At 59.2% G+C, this 26,352-nt stretch carries 23 protein-coding genes; 10 read left to right on the top strand and 13 right to left on the bottom strand.

Features of this window, described 5'->3' with window-relative positions:
* Positions 1 to 523: 523 nt before the first annotated feature.
* Positions 524 to 883, top strand: a complete 360-nt coding sequence (locus HNQ50_RS08855) for a 5-carboxymethyl-2-hydroxymuconate Delta-isomerase (protein WP_184099679.1) — start codon at positions 524 to 526, stop codon at positions 881 to 883.
* 37 nt (positions 884 to 920) lie between these two features.
* Positions 921 to 1,400: a VOC family protein gene (locus tag HNQ50_RS08860; RefSeq protein WP_184099681.1), complete on the top strand. Its 480-nt coding sequence runs from the start codon at positions 921 to 923 to the stop codon at positions 1,398 to 1,400.
* A gap of 171 nt (positions 1,401 to 1,571) precedes the next feature.
* On the opposite strand, the gene dnaJ is transcribed toward HNQ50_RS08860, so the two are convergent.
* From dnaJ to grpE, 3 genes are all read right to left on the bottom strand, one after another.
* Complete coding sequence (gene dnaJ, locus HNQ50_RS08865; protein WP_184099683.1) at positions 1,572 to 2,705, bottom strand: molecular chaperone DnaJ; 1,134 nt, start codon at positions 2,703 to 2,705, stop codon at positions 1,572 to 1,574.
* Between the two features lie 83 nt (positions 2,706 to 2,788).
* A complete protein-coding gene (dnaK, locus tag HNQ50_RS08870; protein WP_184099685.1) occupies positions 2,789 to 4,726 on the bottom strand; it encodes a molecular chaperone DnaK in 1,938 nt (645 codons plus the stop codon).
* Between the two features lie 156 nt (positions 4,727 to 4,882).
* Positions 4,883 to 5,425, bottom strand: coding sequence for a nucleotide exchange factor GrpE (grpE, locus tag HNQ50_RS08875; protein WP_184099687.1), 543 nt, complete (start codon positions 5,423 to 5,425; stop codon positions 4,883 to 4,885).
* Positions 5,426 to 5,863: 438 nt separating this feature from the next.
* Here grpE and aceA point away from each other — a divergent pair, with 438 nt between their 5' ends.
* Positions 5,864 to 7,144, top strand: coding sequence for an isocitrate lyase (aceA, locus tag HNQ50_RS08880; protein WP_184099689.1), 1,281 nt, complete (start codon positions 5,864 to 5,866; stop codon positions 7,142 to 7,144).
* Positions 7,145 to 7,785: 641 nt separating this feature from the next.
* Here aceA and HNQ50_RS08885 read toward each other — a convergent pair.
* From HNQ50_RS08885 to HNQ50_RS08895, 3 genes are all read right to left on the bottom strand, one after another.
* A complete protein-coding gene (locus tag HNQ50_RS08885; protein ID WP_184099691.1) occupies positions 7,786 to 8,304 on the bottom strand; it encodes a hypothetical protein in 519 nt (172 codons plus the stop codon).
* Positions 8,305 to 8,383: 79 nt separating this feature from the next.
* Positions 8,384 to 9,025 carry a glutathione S-transferase family protein gene (locus tag HNQ50_RS08890; RefSeq protein WP_184099693.1) on the bottom strand — a complete coding sequence of 214 codons (642 nt, stop codon included), beginning with the start codon at positions 9,023 to 9,025 and terminating at the stop codon, positions 8,384 to 8,386.
* 109 nt (positions 9,026 to 9,134) lie between these two features.
* The gene (locus tag HNQ50_RS08895) at positions 9,135 to 10,031 is read right to left on the bottom strand and encodes a LysR family transcriptional regulator (protein ID WP_184099695.1); all 897 of its coding nucleotides are present in this window, start codon (positions 10,029 to 10,031) and stop codon (positions 9,135 to 9,137) included.
* 359 nt (positions 10,032 to 10,390) lie between these two features.
* On the opposite strand from HNQ50_RS08895, the gene aceB reads away from it, so the two are divergent.
* The 5 genes from aceB (at position 10,391) to HNQ50_RS08920 (ending at position 15,665) form a co-directional block, all read left to right on the top strand.
* Positions 10,391 to 11,986: a malate synthase A gene (aceB, locus tag HNQ50_RS08900; protein WP_184099697.1), complete on the top strand. Its 1,596-nt coding sequence runs from the start codon at positions 10,391 to 10,393 to the stop codon at positions 11,984 to 11,986.
* Positions 11,987 to 12,161: 175 nt separating this feature from the next.
* Positions 12,162 to 13,475, top strand: a complete 1,314-nt coding sequence (locus HNQ50_RS08905; RefSeq protein ID WP_184099699.1) for a DUF3422 family protein — start codon at positions 12,162 to 12,164, stop codon at positions 13,473 to 13,475.
* A gap of 136 nt (positions 13,476 to 13,611) precedes the next feature.
* Positions 13,612 to 14,229, top strand: coding sequence for a glutathione S-transferase N-terminal domain-containing protein (locus tag HNQ50_RS08910; protein WP_184099701.1), 618 nt, complete (start codon positions 13,612 to 13,614; stop codon positions 14,227 to 14,229).
* Between the two features lie 146 nt (positions 14,230 to 14,375).
* Positions 14,376 to 14,873: a glycine zipper 2TM domain-containing protein gene (locus HNQ50_RS08915; RefSeq protein ID WP_184099703.1), complete on the top strand. Its 498-nt coding sequence runs from the start codon at positions 14,376 to 14,378 to the stop codon at positions 14,871 to 14,873.
* A gap of 156 nt (positions 14,874 to 15,029) precedes the next feature.
* Entirely contained in the window at positions 15,030 to 15,665 is a 636-nt protein-coding gene (locus HNQ50_RS08920; RefSeq protein WP_184099705.1) for a histidine phosphatase family protein, read from the top strand.
* Between the two features lie 78 nt (positions 15,666 to 15,743).
* On the opposite strand, the gene adk is transcribed toward HNQ50_RS08920, so the two are convergent.
* The 6 genes from adk to HNQ50_RS08950 all read right to left on the bottom strand — a co-directional run bounded on the left by adk (position 15,744) and on the right by HNQ50_RS08950 (position 19,501).
* Positions 15,744 to 16,400 carry an adenylate kinase gene (gene adk / locus HNQ50_RS08925; protein ID WP_184099707.1) on the bottom strand — a complete coding sequence of 219 codons (657 nt, stop codon included), beginning with the start codon at positions 16,398 to 16,400 and terminating at the stop codon, positions 15,744 to 15,746.
* Positions 16,401 to 16,463: 63 nt separating this feature from the next.
* Positions 16,464 to 17,228: a 3-deoxy-manno-octulosonate cytidylyltransferase gene (gene kdsB, locus HNQ50_RS08930; RefSeq protein WP_184099709.1), complete on the bottom strand. Its 765-nt coding sequence runs from the start codon at positions 17,226 to 17,228 to the stop codon at positions 16,464 to 16,466.
* Positions 17,225 to 17,410, bottom strand: a complete 186-nt coding sequence (locus tag HNQ50_RS08935) for a Trm112 family protein (protein WP_184099711.1) — start codon at positions 17,408 to 17,410, stop codon at positions 17,225 to 17,227. The genes kdsB and HNQ50_RS08935 overlap by 4 nt, the downstream gene beginning before the upstream one ends.
* The gene (lpxK, locus tag HNQ50_RS08940; RefSeq protein ID WP_184099713.1) at positions 17,391 to 18,437 is read right to left on the bottom strand and encodes a tetraacyldisaccharide 4'-kinase; all 1,047 of its coding nucleotides are present in this window, start codon (positions 18,435 to 18,437) and stop codon (positions 17,391 to 17,393) included. Before lpxK ends, HNQ50_RS08935 begins: the two co-directional genes overlap by 20 nt.
* Complete coding sequence (locus HNQ50_RS08945; protein ID WP_184099715.1) at positions 18,437 to 18,862, bottom strand: ExbD/TolR family protein; 426 nt, start codon at positions 18,860 to 18,862, stop codon at positions 18,437 to 18,439. The genes lpxK and HNQ50_RS08945 overlap by 1 nt, the downstream gene beginning before the upstream one ends.
* Positions 18,863 to 18,877: 15 nt before the next feature.
* Positions 18,878 to 19,501 (bottom strand): MotA/TolQ/ExbB proton channel family protein, encoded by a 624-nt coding sequence (locus HNQ50_RS08950; RefSeq protein WP_184099717.1) that lies wholly within the window; start codon positions 19,499 to 19,501, stop codon positions 18,878 to 18,880.
* A gap of 534 nt (positions 19,502 to 20,035) precedes the next feature.
* On the opposite strand from HNQ50_RS08950, the gene xseA reads away from it, so the two are divergent.
* Both xseA and HNQ50_RS08960 read left to right on the top strand, forming a co-directional pair.
* The gene (gene xseA / locus HNQ50_RS08955; RefSeq protein WP_184099719.1) at positions 20,036 to 21,394 is read left to right on the top strand and encodes an exodeoxyribonuclease VII large subunit; all 1,359 of its coding nucleotides are present in this window, start codon (positions 20,036 to 20,038) and stop codon (positions 21,392 to 21,394) included.
* 712 nt (positions 21,395 to 22,106) lie between these two features.
* The gene (locus HNQ50_RS08960) at positions 22,107 to 23,096 is read left to right on the top strand and encodes a PLP-dependent cysteine synthase family protein (RefSeq protein ID WP_184099721.1); all 990 of its coding nucleotides are present in this window, start codon (positions 22,107 to 22,109) and stop codon (positions 23,094 to 23,096) included.
* 108 nt (positions 23,097 to 23,204) lie between these two features.
* On the opposite strand, the gene HNQ50_RS08965 is transcribed toward HNQ50_RS08960, so the two are convergent.
* Entirely contained in the window at positions 23,205 to 26,132 is a 2,928-nt protein-coding gene (locus HNQ50_RS08965) for an HD domain-containing phosphohydrolase (RefSeq protein ID WP_184099723.1), read from the bottom strand.
* Positions 26,133 to 26,352 lie beyond the last annotated feature (220 nt).

A 26,352-nucleotide genomic window follows, 5' to 3' on the forward strand; every position in this document is an offset into this window, starting at 1 on the left:
GGCTTTTATGGCGGGGGAAAGTCAAAGACAACATCAACAACCGGATCGTCTGGATGCGGGTTTTGTAGGGTGGATTTGGAGCGCAGCGACAATCCACCGCAAGCAGCCCGCTGGGCTGCGGACTGGATTCCCGCTTCCGCGGGAATGACGATGTGGTTAGCGGGATAAACCATTCTTGCAAGCAAAGGGTCTGCAGGGTTGGGGTTGCTTTGACGTACCTCCCCTCCGGTAGCGCCGAGCATTGCAGCGAAGTACGGGGGGGCGCCGAGGTGGCCCCAAAGAAAGTAACGTGCTCCGGGCACCACCGGTATCAAACGCCTTTCATATCCGCGCCGAAGGCGCTAACACCCACAACAACATGAACCAGGTCAGCCACCCCGGATTCCCGGCCTGACGGCCTCCATCCGGGCTACGAAGTGGCCCTTGGCCAGAATAGACCCGGCAGGCGGCCGGGCCGCCGAAACAGTTGCACTTTACGCCGCCGCCTGAGCATCATCACCCTCTCCCCCTCAGGATCAACACCATGCCCAACGTCACCCTGCAATACACCGCCAACCTCGCCCACCAATTCGACCCCGCCGCGCTGCTCGCCCGCGTACATCAGGCCTTTGCCGATACCGGCGAATTTGCCATGGCCGACGTTAAAGGCCGCGCGTTCCAGATCGACACCTTTCAGGTGGGCCTGAACGAGGCCCCAGAAAAATCCTTCGTGCATGTTACCGTCGCCACCATGACCACTCGTAGCGCCGAACTCAAACAGCGCCTGGGCAAAGCGATCGTGGCCGTGTTGCAGGACACCTTCCGTAGCCAGTTTGACGAGATAACCTGCCAGTTGCGGGTTGAGATTGTGCCGATTGATCCGGCGTTCTATTTTGCGGGTTAAGGTTGGCGCGTACCGCCACCCATTCAGGAGAACCAGCATGCCCAGCAAGAACACAGTTTGTCTCTGGTACAACGGCACCGCGCAGGAAGCGGCGGAGTTCTATGCCAGGACGTTTCCGGATAGTGAAGTCAAAGCAGTCCACCGCGCGCCGGGCGATTATCCGTCTGGCAAAACGGGGGATGTGCTGACCGTGGAATTCACCGTCATGGGCATTCCGTGTCTGGGCTTGAACGGGGGCGCGGCGTTCAAGCACACTGAGGCGTTTTCGTTCCAGGTCTCCACGGAAGATCAAGCCGAAACGGACCACCTGTGGAACGCCATTGTCAGCAATGGCGGCGAAGAGAGTGCATGTGGCTGGTGCAAGGATAAATGGGGCTTGTCGTGGCAGATCACGCCACGCGCCTTGATGGCCGCTGTCTCTGACCCCGACAAGGCCGCCGCCGGGCGGGCGTTTCAGGCCATGATGGGGATGCGCAAGATTGATATTGCGGCCATCGAGGCGGCTCGACGCGGGTAAATGATTGCGGTCAACGTGCCGTAGGGTGGATTCGGAGCAGCGCGACAATCCACCATCGCGCCGGTGGATTGTCACTACGTTCCGAATCCTCCCTACAGACCCTGCATAAAAAAACCCGCCATCAAGGCGGGTTTTTTGTGAACACAAACCAAGTCAGACCCCACGGCGCATTCAGCCGCCGAAGAAATCCTTCACCTTGTCCATAAAGGACTTGGCACGCGGGTTGTGCTTGGCCGGTTCGTCCTGGCTGATCTGTTCAAACTCGCGCAGCAACTCTTTCTGGCGCGAAGTCAGATTGACCGGGGTTTCCAGCATCACGTGGCACATCAAGTCACCCGTGACCGCGCTGCGTACACCTTTGATGCCCTTGCCGCGCAGACGGAACACCTGCCCCGATTGCGTACCGGCCGGGATGGAGATGCGCGCTTTGCCATCCAGCGTGGGGATTTCAATCTCGCCACCCAGTGCGGCGGCAGTGATGCTGATCGGCATTTCGCAATGCAGATCGTTGCCTTCCCGCTCAAACACACTGTGTTGCTTGATGTGGATGACCACGTACAGGTCGCCATGCGGGCCACCGTTCACACCGGGCTCACCTTCACCCGACAGACGAATGCGATCGCCCTCGTCCACGCCGCCCGGAATCTTCACTGCCAGCGTCTTGGTGGTCTGCACACGGCCCGTGCCATGACAGTTACGGCATGGGTCCGGAATGTACTTGCCGCTGCCGTGGCAGGTCGGGCAGGTTTGCTGGATGGAGAAGAACCCTTGCGACACACGTACCTGGCCCTGACCGTTACAAGTGTGGCAGGTCTTGGCTTCAGTGCCTGGCTTGGCGCCGGAACCGTGGCACACGTCGCATTCTTCGTGCGCCGGAATCTTGATCTGGCGCTCGACGCCGCGCGCGGCTTCTTCCAGCGTGATTTCCATGTTGTAGCGCAGGTCAGAACCGCGATACACATTGCTGCGCCCGCCGCGACCGCCACCCTGGCCACCACCAAAGATGTCGCCAAAGATGTCCGAGAACGCATCGGCAAAGCCGCCGCCGCCAAAGCCACCGCCGCCCATGCCGGCTTGCGGGTCTACCCCGGCGTGGCCGTATTGGTCATAGGCCGCGCGCTTCTGGCCGTCAGAGAGGATTTCATACGCCTCTTTGGCTTCCTTGAATTTGTCTTCGGCTTCTTTGCTGTCCGGATTACGGTCCGGGTGAAACTTCATCGCGAGTTTGCGATACGCCTTTTTGATGTCATCGTCCGAAGCATCGCGGTTCACGCCCAATACTTCGTAAAAATCTTTTTTTGACATTGCTTTCTCTCGCTAAACAAGAAAGGCACGGACACTGTAAATACAGCGCCGTGCCCCGATGCGGACTGTGTTACCGCCGCATATTACTTGTTGTCTTTGACTTCGGTGTACTCAGCGTCAACGACGTTGCCATCATCCTTGCCCGGTGCAGCGCCACCTTGCTGTGCGCCAGCGGCACCGGCAGCACCTGCGTCACCACCTTGTGCCGCGTACATTTGCTCGGCCAGTTTGTGGCTGGCTTGCATCAGGGCGTTGGATTTCTCGTCGATCACAGCCTTGTCGTCAGACTTGATGACTTCTTCCAGTTCCTTGATCGCGGCTTCGATGGCGGTCTTTTCTTCCGCCGACACCTTGTCACCAAACTCGACCAGCGACTTCTTGACCTGATGGATCAGGCTGTCAGCGCTGTTTTTGGCATCAACCAGTTCACGCGCCTTCTTGTCTTCTTCGGCGTGCGCTTCGGCGTCCTTCACCATTTGCTGGATTTCGTCTTCCGACAAACCCGAGTTCGCCTTGATGGTGATCTTGTTTTCCTTGCCGGTGGCCTTGTCCTTGGCGGACACGTGCAAAATGCCGTTGGCGTCGATATCAAAGATCACTTCAATTTGCGGTGTGCCACGCGGTGCAGCCGGGATGCCTTCCAGGTTGAACTGGCCCAGGCTCTTGTTGGCGGCAGCCATTTCACGCTCGCCTTGCAGCACGTGAATGGTCACGGCGCTCTGGTTGTCATCTGCCGTGGAGAACACTTGCGATGCCTTGGTCGGAATCGTGGTGTTCTTCTGGATCAGCTTGGTCATCACGCTGCCCAGGGTTTCAATCCCCAGAGAGAGCGGGCTGACGTCCAGCAGCAGCACGTCCTTGCGATCGCCCGAGAGCACGGCGCCCTGAATGGCAGCACCTACAGCCACGGCTTCGTCCGGGTTCACGTCACGACGCGGATCTTTGCCAAAGAACTCTTTGACCTTGTCCATCACCTTGGGCATACGGGTCTGACCACCGACCAGAATCACGTCATCAATATCGGTGATCTTCAGGCCAGCGTCTTTCAGCGCAATGCGGCAAGGCTCGATCGAGCGCTCAACCAGTTCGTCAACCAGGCTTTCGAACTTGGCGCGGGTAATCTTCAGCGTCAAGTGCTTGGGGCCAGTGGCGTCCATGGTCACGTACGGCAGGTTGATTTCAGTCTGCGCGGTGCTGGAAAGCTCGATCTTGGCTTTTTCGGCAGCTTCTTTCAGACGCTGCAGGGCCATCACGTCTTGCTTGAGGTTGATACCGGTGTCTTTCTGGAATTCGCTGATGATGTAGTCGATCAGGCGTTGATCGAAGTCTTCACCACCCAGGAAGGTATCACCGTTGGTCGCCAGCACTTCAAACTGCTTGTCGCCATCCACATCGGCAATTTCGATGATGGAGATATCAAACGTACCGCCGCCCAGGTCATACACGGCGATCTTGCGATCACCCTTTTCATTCTTGTCCAGACCAAACGCCAGCGCGGCAGCGGTCGGCTCGTTGATGATGCGCTTGACGTCCAGACCGGCAATACGGCCGGCGTCCTTGGTGGCCTGACGCTGGCTGTCGTTGAAGTAGGCCGGTACGGTAATCACGGCTTCGGTCACTTCTTCGCCCAGATAGTCTTCGGCGGTCTTCTTCATCTTGCGCAGCACGTCGGCGGAGATTTGCGGCGGGGCCATCTTGTTGCCACGCACTTCAACCCAGGCGTCGCCATTGTCAGCCTTGACGATGGAATACGGCATCAGGTCGATGTCTTTCTGCACTTCTTTCTCGCCAAACTTGCGGCCAATCAGGCGCTTCACGGCGTACAGGGTGTTCTTCGGGTTGGTCACGGCCTGACGCTTGGCCGGTGCGCCCACCAGGGTTTCGCCGTCTTCCTGATACGCAATGATGGAAGGCGTAGTCCGTGCGCCTTCGGCGTTTTCGATCACTTTGGGCTGACCGTTTTCGATCACGGCCACACACGAGTTGGTGGTACCCAGGTCAATACCAATAATTTTTGCCATTTATATAGTCCTCTCAATGCTTTGTGCTTGCCGTCGCTTATGGAGCGCCGGCGTTCAGTTCAAATAACCTTGATCCAGAAGTGGGGATGTACTGAGCCTTTTCAAGAGAAACGATAGCGATTCGCTATTTCCCTGATAAGGCGAATCAATCCGCACTTACTTGGGGGCCGCAACCACCACCATGGCGGGGCGTACCACGCGGCCAGACAGCTCGTAACCCTTTTGCATGACCTGGATCACCGTGTTGGGCTCGGCATCGGCCGGCGCCATCGAGATCGCCTGGTGCTTGTTCGGGTCCAGCTTCTCACCCAGCGGGTTGATCTCTGTCAGATCAGCTTTCTCGAATGCGGCAGCCAATTGTTTGTTGGTCAGCTCAACGCCCACCTTGAGGTTCTCGAACGAACCGGACTGATCTGCCAGCGCCATTTCCAGCGAGTCACGCACCGCCAGGAGTTCACGGGCAAATTTCTCGACCGCAAATTTGCGGGTCTTTTCATTGTCTTCCGCAGCGCGGCGACGAATGTTCTCTGCTTCAGCCCGGACATACAACACGTCCTGACGGGCCTTATCCAGCTCGGCCAGCAGCGTCGCCAGATTGGTATCCAGCTGGCCGTCATCGGCCCCGTTCAGCTCGGCGGCGCCGGCCTCCAGTTCAGCTGCATTTTCCAGGTTCGGTTGATTTTCGTTTTCACCAGACATTGCCATACCTCCATAACGATGCAGGCAGAAATGGGGATGCCCCCACCCATTTCAAGGGTATTTGCATACAGAAGTGTTTTTCTCAGGCAAATCAAGCTGCCAGATTATTTCTGCAGTACACAAAGCTCCCCGCCCGCCATTGCGCAAACCCGGCATGGTGAAGAAAAACAGCAGAAACAGGCAAGGTGCTGGATCGCCGCACCGCCTGTCATTGTTGCGCCGCAACGACATGACAAACGGCTGGAGCGCGCTAAAACGCAGTAGCTGACGGTTTTACGGCCTTGTTTTTTATTTGAAATCCGCCCCTTGGGGTAAGCCCCAATATGTAGTCATAAAAAATTCACTACATTTGATGGTGCACCGCAATAATCATTGCAAAACAAAGTGCAACACACCCTTTAACCGGCTGCAAAGCCAAGACTACTGCGGGAGAACGCCATGACCACTCGTGAACAACGCATTGCTCAGCTTGAACAGGATTGGCGAGAAAACCCGCGCTGGAAAGGCGTCACACGGCCCTACACGGCCGCAGATGTTGAAAGACTTCGTGGCTCACTACAAGTCGAGCACACGCTGGCCCGTACCGGCGCCAACAAATTGTGGAAGCTGCTCCATGAAACGCCGTATATCAACGCGCTGGGAGCGCTGACCGGCAACCAGGCCATGCAACAAGTCAAAGCAGGCCTGAAAGCCATCTATCTTTCTGGCTGGCAGGTGGCGGCAGACGCCAACCTGGGCAGCGAAATGTACCCGGACCAGTCGCTGTACCCGGCGAACTCGGTACCGCAAGTCGTGCGTCGCATCAACAACACGCTGCAACGCGCTGACCAGATCTCTCATTCCGAAGGCGACGACAGCATCGACTGGTTCGCCCCGATCGTGGCCGATGCGGAAGCCGGCTTCGGCGGCGTACTGAACGCCCACGAACTGATGAAGGGCATGATTGAAGCGGGCGCGGCAGGCGTGCACTTTGAAGACCAACTGGCCAGCGTGAAAAAATGCGGCCACATGGGCGGCAAGGTGCTGGTGCCAACGCGTGAAGCCATCGAAAAACTGGTAGCGGCCCGTCTGGCGGCCGACGTCATGGGCGTGCCGACTGTGCTGGTGGCCCGCACTGACGCGGAAGCCGCTGATCTGTTGACCAGCGATGTGGACGACAACGACAAGCCGTTCTGCACTGGCGAGCGCACGCCGGAAGGCTTCTACCGGACCAAACCCGGTCTGGAACAAGCCATCAGCCGTGGTCTGGCCTACGCGCCGTACTGCGATCTGATCTGGTGCGAAACCGGCAAGCCGGATCTGGAATACGCCCGCAAGTTTGCCGAGGCCATCCACGCCAAATTCCCGGGCAAGCTCTTGTCGTACAACTGTTCGCCATCGTTCAACTGGAAGAAGAACCTGGACGACGCCACCATTGCCAAGTTCCAGCAAGAACTCGGCAAGATGGGTTACAAGTTCCAGTTCATTACCCTGGCGGGCTTCCACTCGCTGAACTACGGCATGTTCAACCTCGCCCACGGCTACGCCCGTACCGGCATGAGCGCCTTTGTGGAACTGCAGCAGGCCGAATTTGCTGCCGCAGAGCGCGGCTTCACCGCCGTGAAGCACCAGCGCGAAGTGGGTACTGGTTACTTTGACGCGGTGACGCAGACCATCCAGCAAGGTCAGTCGTCGACGACCGCGTTGAAGGGTTCGACTGAGGAAGAACAGTTCCACTGATCCGGGCTTGAGTCCGAATCAATATTGCGCACAGCGGCGCGACCCGCACGCCGCTGTGGCAGGACCGTTTTGCTGTAGCCGCAATTCTTGTCTTCACGCTCTGATAGGCCGCCCTGAACGGGCGGTCTTTTTTTTGGGGGGGTGGTTGACGTAAGTGGTTTGCCTGGAAAGATTAAAAACAAGTGTTAGCGCCTTGCGGCGCGGGTTTAAAAGCATTTTGATACCCGGGGTGCCGGGCCCACCCTACTTATCTTTGCGTCGCCAAAGAAAGTAGGCAAAGAAAGGCGACCCCAGCCGTGCGGCCCTCCGGGCTTCCCTCGGTTGGTCGGGAGCCTGGGGTCTCCCTCCACGCCCTCGGCGCTGGGCTTTAATGGGGGAGGAAAGTCAAAAGCAACCCCAACTGCAACCCCAACCCCAACGGCCACGGCCACGGCCACGGCCAATTCAACACGCATCCCATTGACTCGTCATTCCGGCCTGGAGCCGGAATCCAGCTGCAATGCATGCATGCCCTGAAGGCTAAATTCGGAGCAGTGCGGGTAATCCACTGTAGGCAGCCCTGACTGGGCGGTCTTTTTTCTCAAGACAAGCTCACAGGTCGATGCACCGATCAGGCTGTGACTTGGCCTCTCGCTCGATATTCAGTTATCCAGCACGGGCGGCTTGTAGTAGATGGTTTTCTGCAGCAAATCCCGACCGTCATAGTCGCTCACGGTTCGCTGCCTGACCCTGTCGGCATCAAAGCTGATGTCGACTGAATAACTCTCAGAGGCATCTCCCCCTTGCAGGACTAACACAAACTGCTTGTTCTGCTGGCGCACAGTGGCGGTCTGTAGATCAGCCAGGTCTGCAAAGACCGAGCGCGCCACAAACAAGGCGCGCCCATCGACCGTCAACGTCAGGGAGTCGACCAGGCTGCAGGGAGCCCGGCTGAAAGTACAGCCAGAACTGTTCCCGCCATGAGCCGCAGCGGTGTCCGACGGACTGATTGGTACTGTGTGCGTGCTTATTCTGACGATCACCTGGTGCTTCGCGGATACCGCCGAAATATCCGTCACACCTTCCGGAGCAATGGTGGTCGCGGCATCCACCGGGTTGGCACCGCCGATCAGGACCGCCAACAATGCGATCCCCCTCAGACTGCAAAAGAGTCGAGTCATCCGGAATTTCCTGCAAGCACACAACGGGTTTAAATGGCGGGTTTGCGACGGTTCTTTGCGGGGTGGCTACGCCCCACCATCACGGCAATTTCCCGAACATATCTTCAAACGGCATCATCACATGTTCCCGATACGCAGCGCTCTGCGACAACCGCTCAAACCAGTGCTCCACATGCGGCAACGGCGGCCGCTGTGCCCCCATGGTCAGGTAACGAAACACCGTCGTACCAGCACCGAAATCCGCCAGTGTCAGGGTATCGCCGCCAAGATAAGGCCGCTGCGCCAGTTGCTGGTCCAGCAAGCCATATAATCTGGCGCACTGCGCCGTAGCGCGCTCTACCCGGCCGGCATCCCGTTGGGCTTCAGGCGTGCGGTAAAAACCAAAGAACAGGTCAATGAATGCCGGTTGCAGCGTCGCCAGCGACCAGTCCAGCCAGCCATCAGCCACTGCACGCTCTGCCGGATCGGTCGCCCAGAGCGAGCCCTCGCCAAACGTCGCGCCCAGATAGCGCAAGATGGCCTGAGACTCCCACACCACCACCCCGTCGTGATCAATCACCGGGATCTTGCCGTGCGGGTTACGCGCCAGGAATTCTGGCGTATTGAGCCCGCCATAAGCCCCGCCCGCATTGATGTGCTCATGTTCCAGTTCCAGCTCACCAATGATCCACATGACCTTTTGCACGTTCAGCGAATTGCGTCTTCCCCATACTTTCAACACGGTGATTCTCCGTTTGGTTCGGTGAGTGGTTTCAAACACATCGGGTACAAAAACAAGCGGTGGCGGGGCCACTCAGCGTGCATAGCATATACAAAAATATGGCAGTTGGTTAATCCCAATAGCCCGGCTCGCTATATACCGCCCTGAGGTGATCGACAAAGTGCCGCACCCGTAGTGGCATGAATTTACGCTGCGGCATCATGGCGTAGACGGGGTAATCCGGCGTAGAAAAGGTGTCCAGCACCGTCACGAGGCGGCCATCGGTGAGATCGTCTTTAACCTCCCACAAAGAGCGCCAGGCCAGGCCGTAGCCTTTCAAGGCCCATTCGTGCAGTACGGCGCCGTCATTGCATTCAAGCACACCAGTTACGCGCCGGTTCACCAGTTCGCCATTGACCCGGAACACCCAGCCGCGGGATTGGCTGGCGCCTAGCGACAAGCACTCGTAGCGTTCCAGATCATCTGGCGTGTGCGGAATGCCATGTTGCGCCAGATATGCCGGCGCCCCCACCACCACCCGCCGGTTCTCGGCCAGTCGCACCGCCACCAGGCTGGAGTCCGCCATCTCGCTGATACGGATGGCGCAATCGACGCGTTCTGCCGCCATATCAACCAGTCGGTCAGACAAATCCAGCGTGACGCGTAAATCCGGATGCAGGCGCTGGAAAGTCGCCAGATGTGGCGCGACATGCCGCCGCCCAAACCCCGCTGGCGCGGTGACACGCAAGTGTCCGCGCACGCGGCTGTTGCCGGAGGCCACTGCGGCTTCGGCTTCTTCCAGTTCGGCCAGGATGCGCTGGCCATCTTCATAGAACGCCGCGCCCTCTTGCGTAAGGGTAACGCGGCGGGTGGTGCGTACCAGCAAGCGCGCGCCCAGGCGTTCTTCCAGGGCGTCCAGCCGGCGGCCGATCACCGCGGGGACGACGCCTTCTACCCGTGCCGCAGCACTGAGCGAGCCATGATTGACCACTTCGATAAAGGTTTGTAGTTGTTTGAGTTCGCTCATAACGTTTGTTCTGGCTGGATGACAACGGGGTTTGTGTAACGGGCTGCGGGACTGGGCCGCTGTGATGTCGGCGGAGGCAGGTGGCCGCAATGCGGGTTCGGGGTCAGATTGCAGCGATCGCCAAATCGCGCCAGCCAGCCCCCGCCACTACCTCGTCATTCCTGCGGAAGCAGGAATCCAGGGGACCGCCGAGGACCGGAATGACGCGGTAGGGGTGTGCCAGTCTGCTCACGCTTCACCAATTATGTACTTAAAAGTAAAAGATGATGTGCATAAACAGCGCTTTTTCATCCAGGTGGGGGTCACTACACTGGCTGTAGTCAAAAATCACTCCGCTACCCACATCAAGGACCGACACCATGAGCCAGTTGCCCCAAGGCGTTGTCATCAACGCGCCCGTTTCGCCTGAGTTTGCCGAAATCCTCACGCCTGAAGCGCTGGCCCTGGTGGCCAAACTGCATCGCGCCTTTGAAGGCCGCCGGCAAGAATTGCTGGCGCGCCGCGTGCTGCGCCAGCAAGAGCTGGATGCCGGCAAGCGTCCGGATTTCCTGGCCGAGACCAAACACATCCGAGAAGGCGACTGGACGATTGCCCCGCTGCCGGCTGATCTGGCCTGCCGCCGCGCGGAAATCACCGGCCCGGTTGAGCGCAAGATGATCATCAACGCGCTCAACTCTGGCGCAGATAGCTATATGACGGACTTTGAGGACTCCAACACCCCCAACTGGGACAACCAGATTCAGGGGCAGATCAACCTCAAGCAAGCGGTACGCCGTACGTTGTCGTTCCGCAACGAGGCGGGCAAGGAATACAAACTCAACGACAAGATTGCCACGCTGATCGTGCGCCCGCGCGGTTGGCATCTGGATGAAAAACACGTGACGGTGGACGGCCAGCGCGTCTCTGGCGGCATTTTTGATCTGGCGTTGTTTGTGTTCCACAACGCCAAAGAACAACTGGCCCGCGGCACCGGCCCGTATTTCTATCTACCCAAGATGGAATCGCACCTGGAAGCGCGTTTGTGGAATGACATCTTCATCCTGGCGCAGGAAGAAGTGGGCATCCCGCGTGGCACCATCCGCGCCACGGTGTTGATCGAGACCATTCTGGCCGCGTTCGAGATGGACGAAATCCTGTACGAGTTGCGTGAACACTCGTCTGGCCTCAATGCTGGCCGCTGGGATTACATCTTTAGTTGCATCAAGAAATTCAAGACCGACAAGGATTTCTGCCTCGCCAATCGGGCACAGATCACCATGACCGTGCCGTTTATGCGCGCCTACGCACTGAACCTGGTCAAGACCTGCCACAAGCGCAATGCCCCGGCCATTGGCGGCATGAGCGCGCTGATTCCGATCAAGAATGATCCGGTCGCCAATGAAAAAGCACTGGCTGCCGTGCGTGCCGATAAAACCCGTGACGCAGGTGACGGTTTTGACGGTGGCTGGGTCGCGCACCCGGGGCTGGTGGCGCTGGCCATGGAAGAATGGGTAAAAGTGTTAGGCGATCGGCCCAATCAGATCAGCAAGCAACGTGATGACGTCACCACCGCGGCGGCCGACCTCCTGAACTTCCAGCCCGAACAACCCATTACCGAAGCCGGTCTGCGCATGAATATCGATGTGGGTATCCAATATCTGGGCTCGTGGTTGTCCGGCAATGGTTGCGTGCCGATCCACAACTTGATGGAAGATGCGGCGACGGCAGAAATCAGCCGCAGCCAGGTCTGGCAGTGGATTCGCTCCACCAAAGGCGTGCTGGACGATGGCCGCAAAGTGACCGCAGACATGGTGCGCGGGCTGATTGCACCGGTGCTGGAAGATATCCGCAAAGAGCATGGCGATGCGACCTACCACCGCATCCCGTACGCGCGCGCAGCCGAAATCTTTGAAAAGATGAGCACCAGCGAAGACTTTGCCGAGTTCCTGACTCTGCCGCTGTACGAGGAAATCTGAGCGTAATTACACGTTACAGGCAAACGCCACGGTTTACCGTGGCGTTTTCATTTGCGGGCAGCGTCTCTTGAAGTGGCGCGATTTCCACTACAAATCACCGCTCATGCTGCATAGCAACAATTATTGCCGGCAGCAACTATCATCAGCTTGTCCCTGCCCACACCTGGAGAGAACAATGCTGGTACTTGATGCCCCCGCTTCACTGCGGCTGGTGGATCATCCGCTGCGGCATGATCTGGCCGCCGAGGCCCATGCCCGACCGTTTGACCCGGTCAGCGCGCCAAGCCAGATCAGTTATATCGCGTTCCTGAACCGCAATTGCTCGCTGGAGCAGGAACACAACCTGCTGGGCCAGCTTTGTGCGGAATACGACGTGCCATTGCCAGATGCGACCCAGATTCATTATTCGGTGGACGTCGGCATGATGCGTATCAAGTGGGCGCGGCATTCCGAGTTTTCGTCCTACACCTTCACCCGCCCCGGCTGGATTCCCGAGCCCTTTGTGCGCCCGGCACTCTCTACCGTGCCAGCGGGCTGGTTGCAGCAATTGCCCGGCCAGGTACTGGTGGCCGCGCATGCGGCCTTGCTCACCGAAGATGACGCCCCGGCCAGTACGGCCGATGCGGCGGCGCTCTTCTTTGACGGGCAGGATTTGATCGGCTCGGAAATTGGGGAAGGGGCGGCCCGGGTGCTCACGGATTTTCGTATCCACAGTGACGGTTTCTCCCGCTATTTGCTGGTAGATCGGCATATGGGACAGCGCCAGGCCGGGCGCATGCTGCAGCGGCTATTCGAGATCGACACTTACCGCATGATGGCGTTTCTGGCGCTACCACTGGCCAAGAGCATTGCGCCGGAACTGGCCCAGGCGGATCGGGAACTGGCCGAGCTGACCAATGCGATGACCGAAGCGCGGCTGGCCGATGAGCCGCAAGTGCTGGACCGCCTGACCCAACTGGCGGCGCGGGTCGAACGCGCGTTGTCGATGACGGACTACCGGTTTTCGGCCTCCCACGCGTATTACGACATTGTGCGACGACGTATTGAAGAACTGCGGGAGGTCCGCATACAGGGCATCCAGCCGTTTCACGAGTTTATGGAACGACGTTTGCGCCCCGCCATGGATACCTGCCAGTCTGCCGCTGCCCGGCAACGTACCCTGGCCGAGCGTGTAAACCGGGCCTCTGCCCTCTTGCGCACACGGGTGGATATCTCGCGGGAACGGCAGAACCAGGCGTTGTTGAGCTCCATGAACCGGCGCGCGCATTTGCAATTGCGTTTGCAAGAAACCGTGGAGGGGCTGTCGGTGGCCGCGATCACTTACTATGCCGTGGCGCTGATTGGTTATCTGGCCAAGGGGCTGAAAGTAGCGGGGGTACCACTGAATACTGAACTGGTCATGGCGACATCCATCCCGCTGGTTGCGGGTGCGGTCTACCTGGCTGGACGCGCATTGCGGCGCAAACTGGCAGCAGAGACTTTGCCGTAGCCCTCGCGCGCTCAAAAAGCAAAGCGTGACGGCTGACATCAGTCGTATTCAAGCAACTGGGTTGGCTGTCACCGGCGTTGGCAACTAGAATCAATTCTGATCTGGCTTTAGATCTGACCGACGCGACCGTGCCGCCATGAAGCTTTATACCTCTCTCACCAGCCCGTATGGCCGCAAGGTCCGTATTGTCTGTCTGGAAAAACGGATCGACATACAACTGGTAGAAGTGACTACCGGCACGCCGGACAGCCCGGTCAATGCGATCAACCCGCTGGGCAAGGTGCCGGTGCTGGTGCTGGATGACCACCGCGCGCTGTATGACTCCAGTGTGATTGTGGATTACCTGGATCACATCTCCCCGGTCGGCAAACTGATCCCGGCCGACGCGCGCCAGGCCATCAGCGCCAAACGCTGGGAGGCACTGTGTGACGGCATTCTGGATGCCGCCATTCTGATTGTGCGGGAAAAGCGCCGCCCACCCGAGTTTCAACTGGCCGGGGTCATGGCGCATGAGCAAGGCCGCATTGATCGCGGGCTGGCGCAACTGGCGTCAGATCTGGCAGAACGCAAGTGGTGTATGGGCGACACATTTACCCTGGCCGACATTGCCGTGGGGTGTTTGCTGACTTATCTGGATTTGCGCTTTCCCGATCTGCAATGGCAAACGCAGTACCCCAATCTGCTGAAATTGCGGGTGCGGCTGAACGAGCGCCCTTCGTTCATCGACACCCAGCCTCCCCCGCCCGCTTCTTGAATACGACAGTAAGTTTTCATGTGATGGCCTTCACGCGGCGCGTGTGTCCGCGTGTAACAAAGCGTCAGAGTGTGAATTTGTCGTAAGCCGAAGGCTGCTTTATGCGTTTTAATCTCCATGTCATAGCGACACACGAGGAGAAAACCATGAAGACACAATTCAAAACATTGATCGCTGCCGTACTGACGTTGTCCGCCACATTTGCCATGGCTGACGCCTACCCCGATTACGCACGCGTGGTCAGCTCCACCGCCATCGTGCAGCGTGTGAACGCCCCACGCCAGGAATGCTGGACCGAAAACCAGCAAGTGCAAACGCAGAACCAGGCCGGTGGCGTGGTGGGTAGCATCATCGGTGGCGTTGCTGGCGGCGTACTGGGTCACCAGGTGGGCGGCGGTCGTGGCAAGGACGTCGCCACGGTGGCCGGTGCCATTGGTGGTGCGTTGATCGGTAATGAAGTGGGTAGCGGCCAGCCGCAAGTGCAGAACCAGCAAGTACAGCGCTGCCGTCAGGTCGATGCCTGGCAAGATCAGGTGACCGGCTACCACGTAACCTATGACTACAAGGGTCGGCAGTTCAGCGCCAACCTGCCGCAACAACCGGGTGATCGCATTCCGGTTGAAGTGAACGTCACCCCGCGCTAAGCGCAGAACACCAACATACATCTCGCCGTACAAAAACAAAAACACGGTACGGCATAGCCAGATCTCTGGTTAGCGTGCAAAAAAACAAAGGCTGCCTGCGGGCGGCCTTTGTCCTTTTACGGTACGCTCGAACCCTTCACGGACCAAGGAGAAGGCATGACCACCACCCTCTGGCTGATCCGCCATGGCGAAACCGCCTGGAATGCAGCAGGCCGCATGCAAGGCCACACCGATATCCCGCTCAATGAAACCGGGCTGGAACAAGCCGCCATGCTGGGCACCCGGCTGGCGCTTGAACATGCGCGCCAGCCCTTTGGCGCGTTCTGCGTCAGCGACCTGACCCGCGCCCGCCAGACTGCCGAACCGGCCAGCGCGCTGATCGGTCTGCCTTTGCTGCTGGATCCGCAATTGCGTGAGCGCAATTACGGCATTCTGGAAGGCCTGACCCGCGCTGAGATTGCCACCGAACAGCCCGAGGCCTCGGCAGCCATCAAGGCACGCCAGATTGACTACCAGATTCCTGACGGTGAGAGCATTCGCCAGTTTGCAGACCGGGTGGACCGCGTGTTACGCGGCATTGCCCAAGCACACGCAGGCCAGCAGGTGCTGGTGGTGTGTCACGGCGGGGTGCTGGATATTGCGTGGCGTCTGGCTACCGGCCAGGGGCTGGAAGTGCCGCGCGAGCATACACTGCTGAACGCCAGTATTAACCGGATTGCGTTTGATGGCGCTGCGTTCAGCGTGGTCAAGTGGGGCGATGTATCCCACCTTGATCCGGGCATTCTGGAATAACCACGGATCATCTGATCCAAAAACAAAACCCCGCGATTGCGGGGTTTTGTTTTGCAAGAGCGTGGGTGTCGGCCTGAATCAGGCGCCCAGTGCCTTGAAAATGCCGTCACGGATGGCGTTCACATCGCCCACACCGTTCACCTTGACGTACTTGGGGGCGGTGGCATCACCGGACGCGGCTTGCTTGCCGTAGTAGCCCACCAGCACTTCGGTCTGTTCGTGATACACGGACAGACGCTTCTTGACGGTTTCTTCTTCGTCGTCAGCACGCTGGATCAGCTCTTCACCGGTCACATCGTCCTTGCCTTCCACCTTGGGCGGGTTGAACTTGACGTGATAGGTACGGCCCGATGCCACGTGGACACGACGGCCAGCCATACGCTCGATGATGCTGCTATCGGGTACGTCGATTTCCACCACGAAGTCGATGGTGACGCCGGCATCTTTCATGGCTTCTGCTTGCGGAATGGTGCGCGGGAAACCGTCAAACAGAAAGCCGTTGGCACAGTCCGGCTCGGCAATGCGTTCTTTCACCAGGCCAATGATGATGTCATCGCGAACCAGACCGCCGGCATCCATGATGGCCTTGGCTTCCAGACCCAGCGGCGTGCCAGCCTTGACGGCCGCGCGCAACATGTCGCCCGTGGAGATTTGCGGAATGTTGAATTTTTCTTTGATGAAGGTGGCTTGAGTGCCCTTACCAGCACCCGGTGCGCCAAGCAGAATCAACCTCATTGTACGGTCCCTGTGGTTTCGTTTATTGGAATTAAAGATAAAAATGGTCGAACGAAATCGGTTTTACACGCCCGCAGCAAACAGCTTGCGAACGCGCTCAAGATCTTCGGGTGTATCAACGCCTGGCGCCGGGGCGTGCGCTGCCACATGCACCCCAATGGCGTAACCATGCCATAGCACCCTTAATTGTTCCAGCGCCTCCCAGCCTTCCAGCGCGGAAGGTTGCAGCCGGCTGTAGGCGCGCAAAAACCCGGCGCGATAGCCGTAAATACCGATGTGACGCAGCGGCGCCAGGCCATCAGGCAGGCTGTGCGTGTCTTTGGCAAAAGCGTCCCGCGCCCAGGCAATGGGGGCACGGCTGAAATACAGCGCGCGCGAGCGGGCGTCGGTGACGACCTTGACCACATTCGGGTTGAAGAAGTCGGCCGCGTCATGAATCACATGCGCGGCGGTGGACATGGGCAGGTCTGGATCAGCCAGCAGTTGCCCGGCCACATGATCCAGCAGCTTCGGGTCGATCAGCGGCTCGTCGCCCTGCACGTTGATCACCACGTCGGTGTCGGGCAGTTGCAACAGGTCGGCCGCTTCGGCCAGCCGATCCGTGCCAGAGGGGTGATCCGCACGGGTCATCACCACTTCAAAACCGGCAGCCTCTACGGCTTCCAGAATGCGGGTGTCATCGGTTGCTACCACCACGCGCACGGCGCCAGACAACGCCACACGCTGCGCCACGCGCACGATCATGGGCTGCCCGGCGATGTCGGCCAGGGGTTTATCTGGCAACCGGGTGGATTTCATCCGGGCCGGGATCAGCGCCACATAGCTCACGCCTTGATTTCCTCATCCGCTGGCAGCTCGCGCGCCTCGGTTTCCAGCATGGTAGGAATACCGTCCCGGATCGGGAAGCCCAGGCGATCTGCCTTGCAGATCAGTTCCTGGCGGGTTTTGTCGAAAACCAGCGGGCCCTTGCACAGTGGGCAAACCAGAATTTCAAGCAGCTTGGCGTCCATTGCTAACCTCTTTGATCCTTGCCGCCAGCCACGTCATCAGCCCGTCATCCAGCTGTGCGCGTACCGGCAAAACCCGGATTCTATCATCCGTAAGGGCAATCCCGGACAAAGAGGTCAGTTTCACCGCATCTTTTTCTGTGGTGATGATGAGTCCATCCGCCGGCAAATCAGCGGGGACATAGTGTTGATGGTCCGCAAAAGCATGGTTTTGCGTCTGCAACCCCAAGGCCGCAAGCGTTGCAAAAAAGCGCGCCGGATTACCGATACCCGCCACCGCATGCAAGGTCTGCCCGGCCAGGTCCGCCGGATCATCGGTCCGGGTACGGTCCGCCAGATGGTAAATCGCACCGGCTTGTAATTGCATGGTCCAGGTGTGTGGGTGCCAATCGGTTGCGCCTGCGCCATTGACGATCACGGCATCCACCTGCCGCAGTCTCCCCTTGCCTTCACGCAGGGGTCCAGCCGGGATCAACTGTCCGTTACCCAGGCCACGTGCACCGTCGATCACACACAGTTCAATATCGCGCTGTAGCCGGTAGTGTTGCAGGCCGTCATCACACAAGATCACGTCCACACGCGGATGGGCCGCCAGCAGCGCCAGCCCGGCAGCAACCCGATCACGCCCCACCATTACCGGTACACCCGTGGCTTGCGCCATCAACACCGGCTCGTCACCCGTAACGGCCGGATCACTGCCGGCAGAAACGGGGGTGACGGTTTGGGCAGAGCCCCCATAACCGCGACTGATGATGCCTGGCGTGAAACCAGCGGCGTGCAGTTGCTGCGCCAGATAAATGGTCAGCGGCGTTTTGCCACTGCCGCCTGCGGTGATATTGCCGATGACAATGGTCGGTACCGGCAAGCGCGCGCTGTGTTTGAGCCCAAGACGAAACAACCCGCGCCGCAGCGCGGTAACCGCCCCGTAAACCCAGGCCAAAGGCATAAAAAGCAAAACCCGGCCATCAAGACCGGGTTTGTACCAAGCGTCTACCAGTTGTCTGGCAAAGCCCGTTTCAGACTGCGCCATTACTTGCCCTGCTGGTTTTGCGTCGCAAAGGTCAGCTTGCCGTAGCCTGCCACCCGCGCCGCTTCCATCACGTTGACCACGCTCTGGTGCGTGGACTGGGCATCGGCATCAATCACGATCATGGGGTCCTGATTGCCGCCAGCGGCCTTGCGCAGCAACAGCGCAAAGTCATCCGGGGAACTGAACGTCACCAGTTCGTTGTTGATGCTGTACTGACCGTTGGCCGATACCGCCACATTGACTGCTTGTGGCTGGTTATCCGGCGTTTTCTCTGCGTTGGCCGTCGGCAGGTTGATCTTGAGTTCGGCAAACTTGGAGTACGTGGTGGTGGCCATGACAAAGATCAGGATCACCAGCAGCACGTCGATCAGCGGGACGAAATTGATTTCCGGTTCTTCCCGCTTGCGACCACGTCGAAAATTCATATCCGGCCCCGTTCTTTATTTGGAGGCGCCGAGCTGACGCTCACCGTGCACCACTTCTACCAGCTTGATGGCTTGTTGTTCCATCTCCACCAGGTAGCCGTCCACGCGGGAGCGGAAATAGCGATAGAACAACAGGCTGGGCACCGCCACGATGATACCGAACGCCGTGTTGTACAGCGCCACAGAGATACCGTGTGCCAGCGCAGCCGGGTTGGCGCCAGTGGCTGGCGATTGCGCGCCGAAAATTTCGATCATGCCGACCACCGTGCCAAACAGGCCCAGCAGCGGGGTGATGGCGGCAATGGTGCCCAATGCGGAGAGATACCGCTCCAGGTCATGTGCCACTGCGCCGCCCACTTCTTCGATCGACTCTTTCATGATCTCGCGGGAGCTTTTCACGTTCTTCAGACCGGCGGCCAGCACTTTGCCCAACGGCGAAGAGGCGGCCAGTTTGGATACCATTTCAGCGTTCACGCCGCTGGCGCGCAATTCCTGTACCACGCGAGCCAGCAGGCCTTCGGGTACAACCACGCCTTTACGCAGCGTCAGCAGCCGTTCAATGATGATGGTGAGCGCAGCCACGGAGGCAACAATGATCAACCAGATCGGCCAGCCAGCGGCTTGAATAATCTCCAGCATAAGGGTTCCTGTGGTGCGTTTTGAGTGTCCTGGAACAGCGCGCCTGTTTTGTTAGCGGGTAGGCACGCTGCCGTGAATCGCGTAACTTTAGCCGGATTGCCCCTGATCGTGAAGGGCCGGCCTGCCGCGCGGGCAAATGCGAAACACGGACGGAGAATAACGCGCAGCATACGCGGCCGGAGGACAGATTTGTAACTGCCCGGCAGAACAGCGCATAAAAGTTGTCCGACTACCACTGTCGGCGGAGCCAGAAATGGCTGACTCCAGGTGAAGGAATACGGGTAACTCCCCGTCCCGCCTTGGTTTTTTTGCATTACCCACACAAGCTGTGGATAACTTTGTGAACAACTGGATCAGATACACCCTAAACGCCTGTCTGCAAAGGATTGCAGACAAGTTGCCTGCAAATTGGGCGTTTTGCCATAACCAATAAAAATCAACAAGTTACACACACTACATCAACTACAACCCGCAAAACCGGCGCTATGCCTTGAGCAGCATGGCTTTTGTGGATTATTTCGGGTTTTCCCACGCATGTTCTCTAACTTGTCAAGTCTTTCAAACGCCGTTTTGAGCGTGTCGGACCTTAACCGCACGGTACGCGAACTGCTGGAAGGCAGCCTGCCTGTTTTGTGGGTCAGCGGCGAGATTTCCAACTTCAAACGTTACGACTCCGGCCACTGCTATTTCAGCCTGAAAGACAAGAATGCGCAGGTCCGTTGCGTCATGTTCCGTAACCGCGCCGGTCTTTTAGACTTTCAGCCACGGGAAGGAATGAGCGTGGAAATCCGCGCCGTGGTCACCTTGTATGAGGCGCGCGGGGATTATCAGTTAACCGTCGAAGCCATGCGCCCGGCGGGCCTTGGCGCACTGTTTGAAGCCTTTGAAAAGCTCAAGGCCAAACTGGCCGCCGAAGGCTTGTTTGATGCCGCCCGCAAGCAACCGCTACCAACCTTCCCGCGTGCCATCGGCATTGTGACGTCGCCCAAAGCCGCAGCCCTGCGCGACGTACTGACCACGCTGGGCCGGCGCATGCCCGCCCTGCCCGTCATCCTCTACCCCTGCGCGGTGCAAGGTGCCAGTGCGGCGGCCGAGATCGCCAATGCCATCAACAAAGCGGCTGAACGTAAAGAAGTCGATACGCTGATCGTCTGCCGGGGCGGCGGCAGTCTGGAAGACCTATGGTCTTTTAATGAGGAAGTGGTCGCTCGTGCAATTGCCGCCTGCCCTATTCCGGTGGTCAGCGGCGTGGGTCACGAGACCGACTTCACGATCAGCGATTTTGTTGCGGACGTGCGTGCCGCCACGCCCACCGCCGCCGCAGAACTGGCCAGCCCCAACCGCGCTGAATGGCTGGCCCGCCTTGCAGAACAACAACGCCATCTGCAACGCGCATTTGAGCGCCAATTACAGTTGCGCATGCAAAAGCTGGATAACCTGGCCCGCCGCCTGCGCCATCCCGGCGACACGCTGACCCGGCAACGCGAACGGCTGGCCATGTTGTCTGTACGGCTCAATGCCGCGCCCTCACGCCAGCTGGATCGCAAAGTGGCTGCGCTGGCGCAACTGCGTTTGCGCCTCGCCCACGCCAGCCCGGCGCTGGACACCGCCCGCCACCGCCTGAACCAGGCCGCCAGCCGCCTGGCCGTTGCCGGCACCCGCGCCCACGACCAGCGCGCGGCCCGACTGGCGCAATTGCGCGGCCAGTTACAGGCGCTGAACCCCAATGCCGTGCTGTCACGCGGTTATGCCCTGGTGGAAACGCCCAAAGGCCAGGTGATTCAACACGCCGCCCAGCTGCATGCGGGTGACCGGATTCGGGTACGGTTTGCCGATGAAGCGGTCGATGCGGCGGTGGTGGGCAAGCCGGATGGGCAACAGACTTTGTTTTGAAGGACGGTGGGACTGACCTGTCAACGATATCGTTCCGACGGGCAAAGGCCGCCTGCGGCGGCCGGCTGGATTCCGGCCTCCGCCGGAATGACGAGGTAGTGGACGAACATCCGCAACAATCTTGCGCACAGCTGATTTGCGGGGTTGGGGTTGGGGTTGGGGTTGCCGTTGCTTTTGAATTTCCGCCCCCGTTAAAGCCCAGCGCCGAAGAAGGGAGGGAGACCTTAGGCTCCCGACCGACGGAGGGGGCCGCCGAGGTGGCGAAGCACCTCAGCGGCCCCAAAGAAAGGGACGTGCTCCGGCCACCGCCGGGTTGTAAAACACTGCGCCGTAGGCGCTAACAGCGGTTCATGGTTTTAAGCCAGCCCTGGTGGATTGTCGCTACCGCTCCGAATCCACCCTACGCCCGCAACAATATGAACCAGGTCCGCCACCCCGGATTCCCGGCCAGATGGCCTCCATCCGGGCTACGAAGTGGCATCTGCCGGCAAAGCCCCTTGCAGTGGCCGTACTGGAGTCCGGTGCAAGGAGGCCGCCGAGGACCGGAATGACGAGCCCCGCAACGCGATTTCCAACCACCGCGCAGTACATGGCATCCCACCAGCATAAAACTGTGCCCCACAACCACCCAGCAAGCTGAACCTTGGCGCGGCCCTGCCCCAGTGCCATGCTCAAACCCTCTGTTTGACCATCGCAAATAAACTCCCGCCCCATGCAAAGCACCCGCCGCTGGACCAACGAAGCCATCCGCATCATTGAAGCCGATTTCAACCCTTCGGCCGACACGCATCTGATTCCGCTCAAGCTGGCTGGTTTTCCGGACATCGACATTTATCTGAAAGATGAATCCAGCCACCCGACGGGTAGCCTCAAACACCGCCTGGCGCGCTCTTTGTTTCTGTACGCGCTGGCGAATGGCTGGTTGCAGCAAGGCAAACCGGTGATTGAAGCGTCCAGCGGCTCCACGGCGGTGTCCGAGGCCTACTTTGCGCGGCTGTTGGGGCTGCCGTTTATTGCGGTCATGCCCGCCACCACCAGCCCGGACAAAATCACTGCCATTGAATTTCAGGGCGGCAAGTGCGATCTGGTGGCCGACCCGACGCAAATCGCCGCACGCTCCCAGCAACTGGCGGCGCAAACCGGTGGGCATTTCATGGATCAGTTCACCTATGCTGAACGCGCCACTGACTGGCGTGCCAACAACAATATTGCCGAGTCCATATTTGGGCAGATGAAGCTGGAGCGTTATCCGGAGCCGCGCTGGATTGTCGCCAGTTGCGGCACAGGCGGTACGTCGGCCACGCTGGGGCGTTATGTGCGCTATCGCCGTCATGACACAGGCATTGCCTGTGTCGATCCGGACAACAGTGTGTTTTTTGATGCCTTTGTGAGCGGCCGGCGTGATCACATGCTCGATTGCGGCTCAAAGATTGAAGGCATTGGCCGGCCCCGGGTGGAGTCCTCCTTCATGCCGGACGTCATCGACACCATGTTCCAGGTGCCGGACGTATGGTCGATTGCCGCCACCCGCTGGCTGGCCGGCAAGCTGGGTCGGCGCGTAGGCGGGTCTACGGGCTGCCAGTTTGTGGCCGTGCTGCAACTGGCGCTGACCATGCGCGCGGCGGGCGAAGCCGGGTCGATTGTCACGCTGCTGTGCGATAGCGGCGATCGCTACGCGCATTCGTATTACAACGACACCTAGCTTACCCGGAATGGTTATCGCATCACCGAACCGCACAGCAGTATTGCTGCCTGTGCGGAGCAGGGGCTGCCGCTGCATAACGCCGTCATCCGGCGGCATGATCGCTGATCAAGCCAGGGCGCGGTCTACATCCACGGTATCGATCTGGTCGGGTTGCAGATAACGGCGGCCGTACTCCAGATAGACGCCAGAACGCAGAAACAGCTCAAACAACTCTGGATCAATATGCTGTTCGCGCCGCATGCGCGCCATGATGTTGATCGCTTCCGTGAGGGTTTTGCCGCGCTTGTAGGGGCGATCGACGGCGGTGAGCGCTTCAAAGATATCGGCAATGGCCATCATGCGCGCCAGCGGGCTCATTTCTTCCCGTTTGAGCCGGCGCGGGTAACCCGTGCCATCCATTTTTTCGTGGTGACCACCGGCAATTTCCGGCACATTTCTGAGGTGCCGCGGGAAGGGTAGTTTCTCCAGCATGACAATGGTCTGAACGATGTGCTCGTTGATCTTGTAGCGCTCTTCTTCGGTCAACGTACCGCGCTTGACCGAGAGGTTGTGCAACTCCCCCCGGTTGTAGAGGTATTCCGGTACTTTCATTTCAAAACCGTAGCCTTGGGGCAACTGGTCGCGCTCATGCCGGTACAGCACGTGATCTGGCGCGTCTGCCAGTAATGGCACCGTCACCGGCAGCTTGGGCGCAGGTGTACGGGCCTTGCGTTGCTGTTCCTCATAAGAGATACCGATGCGGTCATCGAGCGTGCGTTGCCAGGTGCGCCGGCCAATGTCGTACAGGCGCTCGATATCAGCCTCGGCCATCGCTTCGCCGCCTTCGTTGCTGCGGGCCACAAAGCGGAACTCTTCATCCAGATCATGTAATAACTGGTCGCGCGTTCTGGCCAGCACATGCGCGTCACCGCCTTGCGCCACACCCTGCCAGTAGGCGATCCAGGCGTCGCGTTTGAGCACTTCAAAGCGCATGCGGATTTCATGAATACGGTCGTAGATGGTTTCCAGCTTGGTGGCTTTATCGACCACGTATTCCGGCGTGGTGACCTTGCCGCAATCGTGCAGCCAGGCGCCAATGTGCAGGGCCTCCCATTCTTCTTCACTCAACGCAAAGTGCCGGTACGGTCCTTCCTGGGTGTCGCAGGCGGCGTGCGCCAGCATCTTGGTCAGCTCTGGCACACGCTGGCAGTGGCCGCCGGTATACGGGCTCTTGGCGTCAATGGCACCGGCCACCAACTGGATGAAGGATTCGAGTAGCGCCTGTTGTTCTTTGATCAGGCGCTGGGTTTCGATCGCCACGGCGGCGGTGCCAGAAACGGCTTCCAGCATGGCCAGCATGGGATGACCACCGCGCAAGGCTTCAGCAGCCTCAATAAACAGCGTGAGCACGCCGACGGTTTCTTCCTGGCGATTGATCAGCGGAATCGCCACCACGACAGCGGCATGCTCAAACTGACGCAGCGCGCCGAACCAGGCATTCAGTTCAGAGGGTTCCAGCCAGACCGATTGCGTCTGGCCGGTGGCGTCGGCCATCACGGCGGGGTGCTGGACTTCGTGCTCCGGGATCAGCACGGGCAGTTGCGCTTCATCCACCGCTTGCTGGTCCGAGCGGCAGGCTTGTTCAGCCGAGAGACGGCCGTCGGTTTCAGTCAGATAGATAATCCCGGCGCGCGCTTCGGCCATGTGTAGCGTTTCGTTCAGGATGCGCTCAATCAGTCGGCCAAACTCTCGTTCATCTGCCAGTGCGTCGCCAATGTCGCGGAACTGGGCGATGGTCTGTTTCATGCGGCGCATGGCATCGGCCAGTTCATGGATTTCCCGCACCACCGAGTTCACCACCACTGGTGAATCAAAGCGCATGGCCTGGATATCTCTGGCTTGCGCAATCAGCGCTTTGAGTGGGCGCGAGGCAATCATCGACACCCACATGGCCACCGGCACGGTAATCAGCAAGAGCAGGATGGAGATCAGCGCGGTTTCCTTGCGTAGCTGATGGGCATCCGCCAACAACTCTTCATCTGGCGCGGCAACGGCAAGATAGAGCGTATTGCCCTGCGGCAATTGCAGCGGGGCCAGATAGCCATACCAGGTGGCCCCATTCAGGTCGATGGACGCGGTATTGCCTTTGTAATCGTCCGGGTGCGCCATCATGGTGGTCAGCGCCGGAATGCCCAGGTCCCGCACATGCGCCAACCTGAAACCACCGCGCTGATCAGGCCGCACGACTCGGGTGGTGTCATGCCAGGCCAGCACCTGACCGTCCGGGTCCAGCAAGGCCATTTCACTGTGCGTGGTGACGTGCTGCCCGGCCAGCATGGCGCTGAGTGCCGCCAGCGTGACATCGACCCCCACCACCGAATTACGGTCCAGACTGCGGCGGGAGAACGTGGTGCCGATTTCGTGTGTGGTGAAAAACACATAGGGCTGCGTGACCACGCGGCCGCTCTCTGCAATGGCCCGCTTGTACCAGTCACGAGTACGCGGGTCGTAGTGGTAATCATCCCGCACCCGACTTTCGATCAATTTGAGGCGGTCATCAAAGTACAAATAGCGCCCTTGTGATTTGCCCGCGCTGACCACAAAACTTTGTACCAGCAAGGTGGCGCCCGCTGGCGGGTTCATGGGCTGGCGCAGCGCAGGCGTATCCGGAATGCGTCGCAGTAAAAAGAAGTCACCATTGGTATAGCCCGCGTATGCCGCCGTCACGGCGGCTTGATCCCGCAGAATCTGCACCAGATAGGGCAGACTTTGCAGGCGTTCATCCAGCGTGCGGGCGCGGGCCAGTTTTTCCCGCGCCAGCAAATCCACCGCCAGGCCAGTACTGGCATAGAGGCTGGAGACCGTATCGCCCGTCCGGGCGCCAATCTCGTTAAACAGGGTTTGGGAAGAACTCAGTAACATGCGCCGGCTTTGCCGGTCGTTGTACCAGTTGTTGATCAAGGCATACGCCACGATCAGCAGGATAAACAGCCACGCAATATGGATATGCAGTGGATAGTGACGCCATCGGAACGTGCGTTTGAGCCAGCCCATGCAAGGATCCTGAGTGCGCATCACGCGGATGCGGTAAAGGTACGGTGATATAGATCTGTCGGAATGTCTGTTTGAGCTTAGAGCGTGTCAGGACCTTTTGCCGACGAGTGAACTGGCCAGGACCAGCGCCCTGGAAAAAACACCGGACACGCGCCGCAGCATACCGCCTGACATTTACCGTATTGATACGCTGTTACGCTTGGGCCGGGGTAGCACGGCG

Origin of the sequence: Silvimonas terrae (assembly GCF_014202765.1) — a bacterium.
GTDB lineage: Bacteria > Pseudomonadota > Gammaproteobacteria > Burkholderiales > Chitinibacteraceae > Silvimonas > Silvimonas terrae.

Bases quoted from the DNA above. Each gene is read 5' to 3' on its own strand.
- HNQ50_RS08905 (WP_184099699.1), top strand. From the start codon at position 12,162: ATGCTGGTACTTGATGCCCCCGCTTCACTGCGGCTGGTGGATCATCCG.
- adk (WP_184099707.1), bottom strand. From the start codon at position 16,400: ATGAGGTTGATTCTGCTTGGCGCACCGGGTGCTGGTAAGGGCACTCAA.
- HNQ50_RS08915 (WP_184099703.1), top strand. From the start codon at position 14,376: ATGAAGACACAATTCAAAACATTGATCGCTGCCGTACTGACGTTGTCC.
- HNQ50_RS08920 (WP_184099705.1), top strand. From the start codon at position 15,030: ATGACCACCACCCTCTGGCTGATCCGCCATGGCGAAACCGCCTGGAAT.
- aceA (WP_184099689.1), top strand. From the start codon at position 5,864: ATGACCACTCGTGAACAACGCATTGCTCAGCTTGAACAGGATTGGCGA.
- lpxK (WP_184099713.1), bottom strand. From the start codon at position 18,437: ATGGCGCAGTCTGAAACGGGCTTTGCCAGACAACTGGTAGACGCTTGG.
- HNQ50_RS08945 (WP_184099715.1), bottom strand. From the start codon at position 18,862: ATGAATTTTCGACGTGGTCGCAAGCGGGAAGAACCGGAAATCAATTTC.
- dnaK (WP_184099685.1), bottom strand. From the start codon at position 4,726: ATGGCAAAAATTATTGGTATTGACCTGGGTACCACCAACTCGTGTGTG.
- HNQ50_RS08950 (WP_184099717.1), bottom strand. From the start codon at position 19,501: ATGCTGGAGATTATTCAAGCCGCTGGCTGGCCGATCTGGTTGATCATT.
- HNQ50_RS08895 (WP_184099695.1), bottom strand. From the start codon at position 10,031: ATGAGCGAACTCAAACAACTACAAACCTTTATCGAAGTGGTCAATCAT.
- HNQ50_RS08960 (WP_184099721.1), top strand. From the start codon at position 22,107: ATGCAAAGCACCCGCCGCTGGACCAACGAAGCCATCCGCATCATTGAA.
- HNQ50_RS08860 (WP_184099681.1), top strand. From the start codon at position 921: ATGCCCAGCAAGAACACAGTTTGTCTCTGGTACAACGGCACCGCGCAG.
- aceB (WP_184099697.1), top strand. From the start codon at position 10,391: ATGAGCCAGTTGCCCCAAGGCGTTGTCATCAACGCGCCCGTTTCGCCT.
- HNQ50_RS08910 (WP_184099701.1), top strand. From the start codon at position 13,612: ATGAAGCTTTATACCTCTCTCACCAGCCCGTATGGCCGCAAGGTCCGT.
- HNQ50_RS08855 (WP_184099679.1), top strand. From the start codon at position 524: ATGCCCAACGTCACCCTGCAATACACCGCCAACCTCGCCCACCAATTC.
- HNQ50_RS08885 (WP_184099691.1), bottom strand. From the start codon at position 8,304: ATGACTCGACTCTTTTGCAGTCTGAGGGGGATCGCATTGTTGGCGGTC.
- HNQ50_RS08935 (WP_184099711.1), bottom strand. From the start codon at position 17,410: ATGGACGCCAAGCTGCTTGAAATTCTGGTTTGCCCACTGTGCAAGGGC.
- xseA (WP_184099719.1), top strand. From the start codon at position 20,036: ATGTTCTCTAACTTGTCAAGTCTTTCAAACGCCGTTTTGAGCGTGTCG.
- grpE (WP_184099687.1), bottom strand. From the start codon at position 5,425: ATGTCTGGTGAAAACGAAAATCAACCGAACCTGGAAAATGCAGCTGAA.
- dnaJ (WP_184099683.1), bottom strand. From the start codon at position 2,705: ATGTCAAAAAAAGATTTTTACGAAGTATTGGGCGTGAACCGCGATGCT.
- HNQ50_RS08965 (WP_184099723.1), bottom strand. From the start codon at position 26,132: ATGGGCTGGCTCAAACGCACGTTCCGATGGCGTCACTATCCACTGCAT.